Annotated in this window: 7 protein-coding genes; 5 read left to right on the top strand and 2 right to left on the bottom strand. The window is 64.0% G+C overall.

Annotated elements, in window-relative coordinates:
* Window positions 1-179: 179 nt before the first annotated feature.
* Complete coding sequence (gene dnaK, locus AC1RZR_RS04765; protein WP_481827802.1) at window positions 180-2,096, bottom strand: molecular chaperone DnaK; 1,917 nt, start codon at window positions 2,094-2,096, stop codon at window positions 180-182.
* A gap of 213 nt (window positions 2,097-2,309) precedes the next feature.
* On the opposite strand from dnaK, the gene AC1RZR_RS04760 reads away from it, so the two are divergent.
* The 5 genes from AC1RZR_RS04760 to AC1RZR_RS04740 all read left to right on the top strand — a co-directional run bounded on the left by AC1RZR_RS04760 (window position 2,310) and on the right by AC1RZR_RS04740 (window position 12,112).
* Complete coding sequence (locus tag AC1RZR_RS04760) at window positions 2,310-4,550, top strand: hypothetical protein (protein WP_481827801.1); 2,241 nt, start codon at window positions 2,310-2,312, stop codon at window positions 4,548-4,550.
* Window positions 4,551-4,560: 10 nt separating this feature from the next.
* Complete coding sequence (locus tag AC1RZR_RS04755; RefSeq protein ID WP_481827800.1) at window positions 4,561-8,412, top strand: DUF7929 domain-containing protein; 3,852 nt, start codon at window positions 4,561-4,563, stop codon at window positions 8,410-8,412.
* A gap of 199 nt (window positions 8,413-8,611) precedes the next feature.
* The gene (rpe, locus tag AC1RZR_RS04750; RefSeq protein WP_477268557.1) at window positions 8,612-9,289 is read left to right on the top strand and encodes a ribulose-phosphate 3-epimerase; all 678 of its coding nucleotides are present in this window, start codon (window positions 8,612-8,614) and stop codon (window positions 9,287-9,289) included.
* A gap of 388 nt (window positions 9,290-9,677) precedes the next feature.
* Window positions 9,678-10,424, top strand: coding sequence for a GntR family transcriptional regulator (locus tag AC1RZR_RS04745; protein WP_477268555.1), 747 nt, complete (start codon window positions 9,678-9,680; stop codon window positions 10,422-10,424).
* Between the two features lie 173 nt (window positions 10,425-10,597).
* Window positions 10,598-12,112: a malonate--CoA ligase gene (locus AC1RZR_RS04740; protein WP_481827799.1), complete on the top strand. Its 1,515-nt coding sequence runs from the start codon at window positions 10,598-10,600 to the stop codon at window positions 12,110-12,112.
* A 39-nt stretch (window positions 12,113-12,151) separates the two neighbouring features.
* Here AC1RZR_RS04740 and AC1RZR_RS04735 read toward each other — a convergent pair whose 3' ends face one another.
* Window positions 12,152-13,264, bottom strand: a complete 1,113-nt coding sequence (locus AC1RZR_RS04735) for an NAD(P)/FAD-dependent oxidoreductase (RefSeq protein WP_481827798.1) — start codon at window positions 13,262-13,264, stop codon at window positions 12,152-12,154.
* Window positions 13,265-13,270 lie beyond the last annotated feature (6 nt).

Here is a 13,270-nt window from a genome sequence, read left to right as displayed (position 1 = left end):
GCATTGTTGCGTCTTTTGCCGGCACTGACGTTTCGATTTAGGTGCGATGGAACCGCGATGCCAGTGTCGACGCGGCTTTGCTCGCAATTTTTTGGCGAGGTCCGTGCTTTTTCTGCAAGGGGTTGCAAAAAAGCCCGGCCTTGCGCCGGGCTTTCAGCATTATCTTGCCGTCAAACGGTTCAGGCCGACTTCTTCTTGTCGTCGTCCTCGTCGATTTCCTCGAAATCGGCGTCGACCACGTCGGAGTCCTTGGCGGCGTCCGCCTTGGCGTCGGCTTCCGCGGCCTCCTTCTGCGAAGCCTCGTACATGGCCTGGCCAAGCTTCATCGAAGCCTCGGCCAGCGACTGCGACTTGGCCTCGATGTCGGCCGCGTCGTCGCCTTCGGCCGCAGCCTTCAGCGCCGTGATCGCGTCTGCGATCGCCGTGCGGTCGGCTTCCGAGACCTTGTCGCCATATTCCTTCAGCGACTTCTCGGAAGAATGCACCAGAGCTTCGGCCTGGTTGCGGGCCTCGACCAGCGCACGCCGCTTCTTGTCGCTCTCGGCATTGGCCTCGGCGTCCTTGACCATCTTCTCGATGTCGGCGTCAGAAAGACCACCCGAAGCCTGGATGCGGATCTGGTGCTCCTTGCCGGTGCCCTTGTCCTTGGCCGAAACGTTGACGATGCCGTTGGCGTCGATGTCGAAGGTGACCTCGATCTGCGGAACGCCGCGCGGCGCCGGCGGAATGCCGACCAGGTCGAACTGGCCGAGCGCCTTGTTGTCGGCGGCCATTTCGCGCTCGCCCTGGAAGACGCGGATGGTCACGGCCGACTGACTGTCCTCGGCCGTCGAGAACACCTGGCTCTTCTTGGTCGGGATCGTCGTGTTGCGCTCGATCAGGCGCGTGAACACGCCACCCAGCGTCTCGATGCCGAGCGACAGCGGCGTCACGTCGAGCAAAAGCACGTCCTTGACGTCGCCCTGCAGCACGCCGGCCTGGATGGCGGCGCCGAGTGCGACGACCTCATCCGGGTTGACGCCCTTGTGAGGCTCCTTGCCGAAGAACTGCTTCACGATCTCCTGGATCTTGGGCATGCGGGTCATGCCGCCGACCAGGACGACTTCGTCGATTTCGCCAGCCTTCAGGCCAGCATCCTTGAGCGCCGCCTTGCAGGGGTCGATGGTGCGCTGGACGAGGTCGTCGACCAGCTGCTCGAACTTGGCCCGCGTCAGCTTCAGCGTCAGGTGCTTCGGCCCGGTCGCATCGGCGGTGATGAAGGGCAGGTTGATCTCGGTCTGCGTCGTCGACGACAGCTCGATCTTGGCCTTTTCAGCCGCCTCCTTGAGGCGCTGCAGGGCCAGCTTGTCGTTCTTCAGGTCGATGCCCTGTTCCTTCTTGAACTCGGCCGCCAGGTACTCGACCAGGCGCATGTCGAAATCCTCGCCACCGAGGAAGGTGTCGCCATTGGTCGACTTCACCTCGAACACGCCGTCGCCGATCTCGAGCACCGAAATGTCGAACGTGCCGCCCCCAAGGTCATAGACGGCAATCGTCTTGCCTTCCTTCTTGTCGAGGCCGTAGGCGAGCGCGGCGGCAGTCGGCTCGTTGATGATGCGAAGCACTTCCAGGCCGGCGATCTTGCCGGCGTCCTTGGTTGCCTGGCGCTGGGCGTCGTTGAAATAGGCCGGAACGGTGATGACCGCCTTCTCGACCTTCTCGCCGAGATAGGCTTCCGCCGTTTCCTTCATCTTCTGCAGGATCATGGCCGAGATCTGGCTGGGCGACTGCTTCTTGCCGCCGGCTTCGACCCAGGCATCGCCATTGTCGCCCTTGACGATTTTGTAGGGGACAAGCTTCTTGTCCTTCTCCGTCACCGGATCGTCATAGCGGCGGCCGATCAGGCGCTTGACCGCGAAGATGGTGTTTTCAGGATTGGTGACCGCCTGGCGCTTGGCCGGCTGGCCGACGAGACGTTCGCCGTCGCCGCTGATGGCGACGATCGAAGGCGTCGTGCGCGCGCCTTCCGCATTCTCGATCACCTTCGGCTCCTTGCCATCCATGATGGCGATACAGGAGTTGGTGGTGCCGAGATCGATACCGATTACTTTTGCCATTTTTCTAGTCTCTCCGCTAAGCAGGCTCTCAGGACCCGTACAGGCGTTCCGACGAAAGCCCCTGTTCACAAGAAAATCCGTTCCGGCAACCGGCATTCCGGCGCCGAACGGCTTGGCGCGTATATAAGAACAGGCGGCATCGCGCGCAAGCATTCTGCGCAAGGCTTCCATGAACCTTTCCACCGCCGCCTGCGACTGATGTCCAGGTGCCGCATGGTGCGGCCCGGAAAGGAAGCCCCCATGACCAGTAACCCAGAGGCTCTGCGGTCTCCGGGAACGACAGGAGCTCGGCGCGACCACCGCCTTCGGGACGGGGTCGATGCGCTGGGCTTTCTGCTCATTCCGTTGACCCTGCGTAAGAGCAGGCGTATCGTGAGGTTGAGGAAAGCAGACAATTCGATCAGGGAAGAACGTGCCGGACCACCGCGCCTTGCCCTGTTTTGCGCGGCAAGGCCGGACGTTTCTCCCGTGGCTAACGGGGGTAGCTTCATGTCTCGCGTCCGCGGCACGTTCGTGTCTTCTCTTGACGGCCGCGTGCGCCGGGCCATGCGTCCAGGCGGATTGCTGGCGCTGGCGCTCACCGCCATTCTGTGGCTGGGTGGCGCCGGGCAGGCGCAGGACAGCCAGACCCAGATCATCTATCCCGGCTCGATGGCGGTGACCGGATTTTCCGGCACCATCATTCCCAATTTCGACGAGGGCCTGCCGCCCGGCGTCGATCCGGTCGACGAAACCTTCATCGACACCACGCGCGCCACCTTGCGCGTGTTCGACGTCTCGCATCTCGGCGGGCCGGCCGCGGGCCAGCTCGTCTTCACGCCGCCGCCCTTCGAGGTCACGGCCGAACAGATCGGCCAGGTGTTCGGCCTCACCTATGATGACGGCGTGCGCGACGGTGTTCCGTCCGGCATTCCCAATCTTTATGCCGGCGCCACCTCGCTGCACGGCATCCGCATCGTCACCCCGGATGCCGACGACGATGGCAGGCCGGAGCGGCAGCGCCGCGGCACGGTCGGCGCCACCTTCATGGAAGGCCAGTTCGGCACCGAAAACGGTGGCGGGCCGGGCACCGTCTGGAAGATCGACGGCATCACCGGCCAGGTCTCCAAGTTTGCCGACATCGACACCAACAGCGGTCCCGGCATCGGCAATCTCACCTTCGATCCCATCCACCGCCAGTTCTTCGCCTCCGACCTCGACACCGGCCTGATCCATCGCATCGACGCCGACGGCAGGCTGATTGACAGCTTCGACCATGGTGTTGCCGGCCGTCCGGCGCATGGGCTGGCTCCGCTCGCCGACGATGGTTCGGTGATGGACATACAGGGCGCGGCCTTCGACAGCGAAGACCCCGACAACTGGGGCTACACGCAGGACGAGCGACGCGTCTGGGGCGTCTCCTATCATGGCGGCCGGCTCTATTATTCGGTCGGCGAAAAGTCTGAAATCTGGTCGGTGGGCATTGCCCGCGACGGTACCTTTGCCGGCGACCCGCGCTGGGAACTGACGGTCAAGGCCGACAAGGACTACGCCGTCACCGACATCGCCTTCGACAACAGCGGCTTCATGTACCTGGCCCAGCGCGGCCCGGTCGAAAACCGTTACGACTACAGCCAGTTCGCCGATTCCGGCAAGGGCGAGGTCATCCGCTACTGGCGCGAGAATCCGGACGATCCGGCGACGGAATCGGTCTGGGTCGAAGTGCCGCAGGAATATGCCGTCGGCTTCCCGCAAGGTAACCGGCAGTCGGCCGGCGGTCTCGACTTGCAATATGGCTATGACGCGGACGGCAATCTCGACACCTCGGTCTGTACGCAGACGCTGGTCAACACCGGCGACAAGCTGCGCGACAATCCGGCTCTCGCCGAGCAGCTCGCTACCGGTGGGCCGCTCGCCGTGCATGGCGTGCAGATCACGCCCAAGGAACTGGTCAAGCCGGCCAACGTGCCGCCCTTCGGCTCCTGGTTCGTCGATTTCGACGGCTATTTCGAAGATCCCGAAGTGGAAGGCCATGTCGGTGACGTCGCCGTCTGGCATCCCTGTGAGGGCCGCGCCGGCTATTATGAAGAAATCCCGGGCGGCTACCTGCCACCCTTCTATCCGCCGGACTTCCCACCGCCCGGCAATCTGCCCCCCTGTCTCGATGTCGAGGACGTCCAGTATTTCTGCACGCCTTCCGGTCTCGAGGCCGATCTCTATCTCCATGACCATGCCGGCTTCGGCGGCGATTCGATCAAGGCCCAGTCCAGGACGCCAGGCGTCGGGGTGACTTCCCCCATGTCGCATGCGCCCGGCACGCCATACACGATCGGCATCACCGGCCACTATCCGGGCGACACAGTCGATGTTGGGCTCTGCTTCTACAGGAAGTCCGACAAGGACAAGGGTGGCTACTACCCTTGCTGCAAGATGACTTTGCCGCTCAGAACCCCAGCCGTCAGCTGCGAACGTTGAGGAGGGGAAGATGAAAAATCTCGCACTTTCCCCGCTCGCGGCAAACAACAAGTCAACCGTCATGGAGACGATCATGAAACCCCTGTCATACGCCAGGCGCGGCGCGCGCTGGCTGATGGCGGCCGGTATCGCGGTCGCCATGCTAACCCCTGTGCAAGGCTTCGCGGAAAGCGCCACGCCGATCAGTCCGGAGCTGAGGCTCGACCTCGACAACTCGCGCGTCGTCACTCCGGGGCCGGACTGGGTCGTGCCCTTCTTCACCAAGAAAGGCACTCAGAGGAGCTGCGACTATGTCGTCTTTTCCCTGAGCTTCGGCTTGCGCGGCGATCCGCAGGGCTTTGCCGCCCCCAGCTTCGCGGCCAGACTGAAAAAAGCTCGGCTCGACTTCAGGGACCAGCTTCCGCACGGCCTTGAGATCGTCAACGTCAATGTGGCCGGCGACGGCACGGATGCGGCCGGCGGACCCCTGCCGGGTGCAACGATCGGCACATCGGCAAGTCCGAACGATACGGCGACGGTTTCCGATTTCCGGATTTCCGCCGCCGACCTCGACGGCGTCGGCGCTCCCAACGAGCGCGTCATAACCTTCCAGATCACGGCCAAGATCGACCATGCGGCGTTTCCTTCGCCGACGATCGTCGACAACCAGGGCATGATCAAAGTGACGCCGGAAGCCGGCACGGGGAGCATCATCCCGTCGCAGGATCCGAGCAAGCCCGACGACGGCGACTTCAAGACCGGAGAAAAGACCTCGATCAAGATCGACGTCACCAAGTGCAATCCGCCGCCGCCACCTCCCGGCAAGGAATGCTTCAAGGTGGAACGCGGCACGGTTGATTGCGTGCCCGGTGGCGGCGCCTTCATCTACCACATGCCTGTCGGCCCCGAGATGGGCGGCAAGTGGGTGCAGGTTTCGACGACAACGCCCGGCATCACCATCATCCCCGACACCCAATTGGTGCCGGCGGGCGGCGGCGTGCTCAACTGGAAGATCGTCGGTGCGTCACCCGGCGATGTCATCCACCTCATCGTCACCGGCATCGAAACCTATGCCGGCCCGAAGGAGGGCTGGGGCCTGTGCTGCACGCAGACCATCGACATCGTCATCCCGCGCGACCAGAGATGCCCGCCCAAGGACAAGGAACCGGACCTCAAGGTTGAAAAGCGCGCCGAAGTCCAGCGTTGCACGATGGGCGGCGGCTGCGACTTCACCATCAGGGTCACCAATGTCGGCACCGGTGCCTATCACGGCAAGATCGTGCTCGACGAGGTGACGCTGCCGGTCGGCTCAACGCTGGATTCAGGGCCCAATCCGCCCTGGGTCTGCGTACCCGGCACCACCCCGATGACGTGCACCTATCCGGTGACCACGCTCAATCCGGGGGCCTTCGTCGACCTCAAGCTCGGCTTCAAGCCGGCTGGCGGCTGGCGAGGCAGCGTCCTGCGCAACTGCGCCGCCTACAACTATGCGGCCAGCGGCAAGTCGCTGTTCGGCAGCCAGTCGAACGATCGCGGCTGCGCCTCGATCCCGATCTGCCGGCGTGGCGATCGTGACCGCGAGTGCCAGCCACCGGTCGACAAGAAGGTCGACCTGATCCTCAAGAAGCGTGCCCGCACAGAGGTCTGCACGGCCGACGGCATCTGCACGTTCGTGATCGACATCATCAACAACGGCACCTTCACCTACAATGGGCCGCTGACGGTGATCGACAGCTATCCGGGCGGTGCGCCGGCCTCCTCGACCTTCGGCCCGACCCCGCCATGGACATGCGGCCCGACCGGCCCCGGCCTGTTCCGCTGCGACAATGCGGGCATCTCCCTCGCACCGGGCGCCTCGACGCCGATCTTCGTCAAGGCGGTCATGCCGGCCGGCTACCAGTCGGACACGGTGGAGAACTGCGCCGAGGTGAAGGCCATTCCTGGTGAAAACGACCTCACCAACAACAAGGCTTGCGCCAAGGAACGCATCCGTCACCCCAATGGCGGCAAGCCCGCTTTGCGCATTACCAAGGTGTGCAATGGCTCGCTGGCCGGCGCCGCGGTCGTCTCTTGCCGCATCACCGTCGTCAATGCCGGCACGGCTGCCCCCACCGGTCCGGTGCGGGTCAACGACGCCGCCACGCTGGTGTCGGGCGGCGCGCCCGTCCAGATCCAGACCGTCACTCCCGACGGCGCGGAATGGGCGTGCGGACCAGTTCCGGCCAATGCGCTGTCGTGCCAGATTCCTGGTGCGGTCATGACACCCGGAACCAGCCGCCACTTCGACGTGACGGTTTCGGCGAACGGCGAGTTCGAGAACTGCGCGCGGGGTTCGTATGGTCCGGCGCCAGGCGACGACGTCGTCTATCCGATCGGCCAGGCCTGCGCCAAGGGCGGCGGCACTTCGACCATTCGCGTCGAAAAGACCGGCGACCGCGAATGCAAGCTCGGCCAACCCTGCACGTTCGAGATCACCATCACGAACGACGGTGCAAGTCCCTTCTCCGGTCCGGTTCGCATCGGTGATGCGATCGGCGTGGAGGGTCTCGGCCGGCTGGACGGCGTTGCGATCACCTCGATCGAACCGCCCTTCGGTTGCTCGCCGGAGCCGGCAACCTTGCCGCTGTCCTGTATTGCCAACCTGACGCTCGGCGCCGGGGAAAGCCAGGTGCATCATGTCACCGTGGTCATACCCGACGACGGCCGCCTGGCCAATCTGCGGGGCAACGTCAACGGCCAGAACTGCGTCGGCGTCCTGTCTCCCGACACACGGGTGCAAGGCGGCGACGTGCTCCCCGGCGACCAGGCCAATGTGCAGGGCGATCGCGGCAAGGCCTATGCGTGCCACCCCTTCACCATCACGCATGAGGTGAAGAAGGAGTGCTCGCAAGGCTTTGTCATGAACGATGCCGGCCGGTGCGTCTGCCCGGCAGGCACCACCTTCCGCAACGGCCAGTGCTCACCCGACGGTGGTGTCATCGTCGAGCCAAAGCCGAAGCCCTGCGTACTGCTCGAAGGCCAGATCCGCACCGAGGACGGACGTTGCGTCTGCCCACGCGGAAGCGGGCTTGAAAACGGAAGATGCGTCAAGACTGACAAGCCTGAGCAGTGCACCATCCGAGGCCAAGTCCATAACTCTGACGGCGATTGCGTCTGCCCGAAGGGTACGGAAGTCAGGGGCAATGCCTGCCGACCGATCCGGCCGAAGCCTGAGCAGTGCATGATCCGAGGCCAGGTCCACAATTCGGACGGCGATTGCGTCTGCCCGAAGGGTACGGAAGTCAGGGGCAATGCCTGTCGTCCGATCCGGCCGAAGCCTGAGCAGTGCACGATCCGAGGCCAAGTCCATAACTCTGACGGCGATTGCGTCTGCCCGAAGGGTACGGAAGTCAGGGGCAATGCCTGTCGTCCGATCCGGCCGAAGCCCGAGCAGTGCACCATCCGTGGCCAGATCCACGACGCCAACGGCAATTGTGTCTGCCCGAGGGGTACCGAGGTGCAAGGCAATGCCTGCCGGCGCAAGCAGCCGACGGTGGAGCAGTGCGAGATACGTGGCCAGGTCCACAACAAGCGCGGCGAGTGTGTCTGTCCGCGTGGGACCGAGGTGATCGACGGCGCATGCCGCAGGTCCAGGCCGCAGGTTGAGTGCGCACCGGGTTCGCAGCTGATCAACGGCCAGTGCCAGCCGATCATCAAGCGGCGCTGCCCGGTCGGGACAGTTGGGCGGTATCCAAACTGCAGGCCAATCCGCGGACAACCGTCGTTGGAACCGGGCCTGCTGAACCCGAACGTCCTGCAGCAGCTTTTGCCGCGGCGCAAGACGCAAAGCGACCAGCAACTGCAGGACGATTCGGCTGGAAACATCCAGAACACCAAGCCGTAACCGTCTGCGACACAGACCAGAACCCGCCGGATCTGATCCGGCGGGTTTTTGTTTGGATCGCGCCAATCGGCGCCAACACGGGCGGTGACGTTCTAGCCTGTGCAGCCGCGGCGCCTGCGCACTCGACAAGTCACCTGTGGCGCATTAGGCAGTCGATCCAGAGTGGCCGGATGAAGGGCGCTCGGAAAGGCCGCACCTAATGAGCAAAAAGACCTTGATCGCACCATCGGTGCTGGCATCGGATTTTTCCAGGCTCGGCGACGAAGTCGAGGCTGTGGTGGCTGCCGGCGCCGACTGGATCCACCTTGATGTGATGGACGGGCATTTCGTCCCCAACATCACTTTTGGGCCGCCGGTGATCAAGGCGATCCGCAACCGCACCAAGGCCTTCTTCGACTGCCACCTGATGATCGCGCCGGCCGACCCCTATCTGGCCGCCTTCGCCGAGGCCGGATGCGACGGCATGACGGTGCATGCCGAGGCCGGGCCGCATCTCGATCGTTCGCTGCAGACGATCAGGAACCTTGGTAAGAAGGCCGGTGTGTCGCTCAATCCGGCAACGCCGGAAAGTGCGGTCGAATATGTGCTCGACCGGCTCGACCTGATCCTGATCATGACCGTCAATCCGGGCTTCGGCGGCCAGGCCTTCATTCCGGCGATCGTCGACAAGGTGAAGCGGGTCAAGGCGCTGATCGGCGGCCGGCCGATCCGCATCGAGATCGACGGCGGTGTGTCGGCCGAAACCGCGCCGCTGGTCACCGCCGCCGGCGCCGACGTGCTGGTGGCAGGCGCTGCCATCTTCAAGGGCGGCAGCGTCGACGCTTACCGGCAAAATATCCAGGCGATCAGGACGGCAGCAGACAACGCAGCCGGCTAACCCATTGCGTTCATCTCGTCCTTGGCCCTCACGCTGGCCAAACGGCTCTCGTGCCGGGCACGCTCCGTCAGGATGATTCGCAAAGCATCGCGCCCCCGATGGGGGTCTGCGTAGATCCTTCTTTGCGCGCGATAGAAAGGACGATCGCGCGTGCACACAAGAACAGATGATCCTGCGTGCATACAAAACATGTTAAGTTTCCGAAGGTTGTAGAAATGAGCGGATTTGCTGGATCGAACAGCGAAACATCGCATATTTCTTCGTGCTTAAGTACAATAACGGTATCTTCAGCTTGAGCGTTAGCGGGCGAAGGCTGTAGAGTACACGTACGGAAGGGACTGCTTTCGGACTCGAATTGCCCAAACAGAATTGGGGACAAGGAGTCGCTTTGACATACGGAGCTGCCAATCTGAATGACGACGGCGCAGGACCCAAGAGCACGCTTGCCAGCACGGTCTATCACCAATTGCGGGACGACCTTCTCGGTGGAGTTCTTGAAGCCGAGAGCAAGCTGCGGGTCGAATGGGTGGTTTCCAAGTATGGGGCCGGCGCTTCCCCTGTCCGTGAGGCTCTCAATCGCCTCGCCTCGGAGGGGCTTCTCGGCAGGCACGACCAGCGCGGCTTCTTCATCATGCCCGTCAGCGCGTCGGAACTCGAAGAGCTGACGCGCACCCGTTGCTGGCTCGAGGAACGAGCGCTTCGCGAATCCATCGCTCACCGCACCGCCGAATGGGAAGAACAGCTCGTACTGGCGTTGCATCGCCTGGGGCGTGCGTCACGTCTTTCGCAGGAGGATCTCTCTTCGCTCAATCCGGATTGGGAGAGGCTGCACCGCATCTTTCATCGGGTCCTGGTTTCGGCCTGCCGGTCGCAATGGCTGGTGGGCTTCTGTGAGCAGCTTTCCGATCACGCCTATCGCTACCGGCAAATGGCAAGTGACGGCGAAAGCGTCAAGCGCGACGATTTCGGCGAGCATCGCCTGATCGCCGAATGTGCGCTGGACGGCAATGCCGACGGTGCCGTCGAAGCCCTGATCAACCACTACCAGTTGACCGCTGCCATGTGCATGGAACGCTTCCAGCGAGGCGAAGGTCCAAAGGCGGTTGTCGGCAAGGCCGAACGCGCCCGGCGATAGCGTCGGTTCCCGGCACTCTTTTGCGGCCATTGCTCGCAACCCGTTGGTGCGGTGAGTGACCGCTGTCGGTGGTCTTGACGGCGCGGCCAAGAACCGCGAACTCTCGCCGCCAATGCATGCCAATCGAAAAGCATGCCCAGCGCCGCCGTTTCCGCCACCCCCAGGAAGACTCTATGAGCAACCATCTGTTCGACGCGTTCCGTTCCCGGATGCCGGCGCCCGCGCGCCTGTTGATGGAAACCGATGATGGGCGCTCGCTGACCTATGGCGATATGCTGACGCGGTCGGCGCAGCTGGCGCATGCGCTCTTGCAATTGGATGTCGAGCCCGGCGACCGGGTCGCCGTTCAGGTCGAGAAGAGTCCCGAAGCCGTCCTGCTCTATCTCGCCTGCCTGCGTGCCGGTGCCGTCTTCCTGCCGCTCAACACCGCCTACACACTGGCCGAGCTGGAGTACTTCTTCAGCGATGCTGCACCACGCCTGGTCGTCTGCGATCCGACCAGAGCGGCCGGCATCGGCGCACTGGCGGAAAAATCGGGCGCTGCCACCGTCACGCTCGGCCGCAATGGCGAAGGATCCCTGACGGAGCAGGCCTCACGCCTGCCGGCGGACTTCCACGATGTGGTGCGCGGCGGGGACGATCTCGCGGCGATCCTCTACACGTCGGGAACGACCGGTCGCTCGAAAGGCGCCATGCTCAGCCACGAGAACCTCGCCTCGAACGCGCGGGTGCTGGTCGACCACTGGCGCTTCACGAGGGACGATGTGCTGATCCACGCGCTGCCGATCTTCCACACCCATGGTCTGTTCGTCGCCACCAACGTCGTGCTGATGGCCGGCGCCTCGATGCTGTTCGAACAGAAATTCGACCCCGCCCGCATCGTCTCGCTTTTGCCGCGCGCCACCGCCCTGATGGGTGTGCCGACCTTCTACGTGCGCTTGCTGCAGCAGGACGGCCTGGACCGTCAGGCGGCGAAAGCCATCCGCCTGTTCATTTCCGGTTCGGCGCCGCTGCTGGCCGAGACGCACAAGGCCTGGCGCGCACGCACCGGCCACGCGATCCTCGAACGCTACGGCATGACCGAGACCAACATGAACACCTCGAACCCCTATGACGGTGAACGGCGCGCCGGCACGGTCGGCTTCCCTTTGCCGGGCGTAGCAGTTCGCATCGCCGATCCCGACAATGGCCGGCCGCTTGCCCAGGGTGAGGTCGGCATGATCGAGGTCAAGGGCCCGAACGTCTTCGGCGGCTACTGGCGCATGCCGGAGAAGACCAAAGCGGAATTCCGCGCCGACGGCTTCTTCATCACAGGCGATCTCGGCATGGTCGACGCCGACGGCTACGTCCACATCGTCGGCCGCGGCAAGGATCTGATCATTTCCGGCGGCTACAACATCTATCCGAAGGAACTCGAAAGCGAGATCGACGCGCTTGACGGGGTTAGCGAAAGCGCCGTCATCGGCGTTGCCCATCCGGATTTCGGCGAAGGCGTCACCGCCGTCGTGGTGCGGTCGCCGGCGTCGCAAATCACCGGGGCCGAAATTCTCGGCGCAATCGCTGAGCGCGTCGCAAGATACAAGCACCCGAAACGGGTGATCTTCGTCGACGAACTGCCGCGCAACACCATGGGCAAGGTGCAGAAGAATCTTTTGCGCGACACCTACAAGGGTCTCTACACTTCCTGAGGCTGGACGTGCTTGAGGCTGGGGGTGCGCAAGCGGTTGTCAGCCCGGGTGCAACAGCTCCACGACATGCTCGGCGATCGCCAGGCTTGACGTCAGGCCGGGGCTCTCGATGCCGAACAGATTGACGATCTGGCCGGCGCCATGGTCGGCCGGACCCTGGATCGTGAAGTCGGCCGCCGCCTGGCCCGGGCCGGACAGTTTTGGCCGGACGCCGGCATAGGCAGGCTGCAGGGCACCGTCGGCAAGACCAGGCCAATAGCGTCTGATCTCGTCGTAGAAGGCCTCGCCGCGGGTGGGATCGACCGTATAATCCACGCTGTCGATCCATTCGACATCCGGGCCAAAGCGCGCGCTGCCGGCGAGATCGAGGGTGAGATGAACCCCGAGGCCGCCATTGACCGGCACGGGATAGATCAACCGCGAGAAAGGCGACCGTCCCGAGAGCGAAAAATAGTTGCCGCGTGCCAGCCAGTGCGGCGGAATGTGGGCTTGCGGGAAACCTTCGATCCGGCCTGCCACGGCCTGTGCATCGAGACCCGCGGCGTTGACGAAGGCGCCGGCCTGCAAGGCGAAGCTCTCGCCATTGGCATCACGCGTATCGATCCGGATGCCGCCGGCCTCGATGGCCGCGTTGGAAACGGTGGTGAGGAACGCAAAAGAAGCGCCGGCGGCCTCCGCGTCGCCGCGCAGCGACAGCATCAGCGCCTGGCTGTCGATGATGCCGGTCGATGGCGACAGCAGCGCGCCGGCGCATCGCAGCGCGGGTTCGAGGCTTTCGGCTTGTGCCTGCGTCAAGATTTCGAGATCGGCGACCCCGCAGCTCTGAGCGTTGGTCCGGATCGCGCCCAGCCTGTCCAACTGGTCCGGTTCCACGGCGACGATCAGCTTGCCGGTGCGGGCATGGGCGACATTGTGCTCGCGGCAATAGGCGTAGAGCCGCTCGCGGCCCTCGACGCAGAACCGGGCCTTCAGGCTGCCCGGCGCATAATGGAGCCCGGCATGGATGACTTCGGAATTGCGCGAACTGGTGCCGGTGCCGATCGTGCCGGCCTGTTCGACCACCAGCACCTCGCGGCCCGACAGGGCAAGCGCCCTGGCGACGGCGAGCCCGACGACGCCCGCTCCCGCAATGACGCAATCGACGTCATGCATGGCCTG

The sequence above is a fragment of the Mesorhizobium bavaricum genome (genome assembly GCF_056781655.1).
Note: the sequence above shows the minus strand (reverse complement) of the source record. Positions and strands in the feature narration are given on the sequence as shown.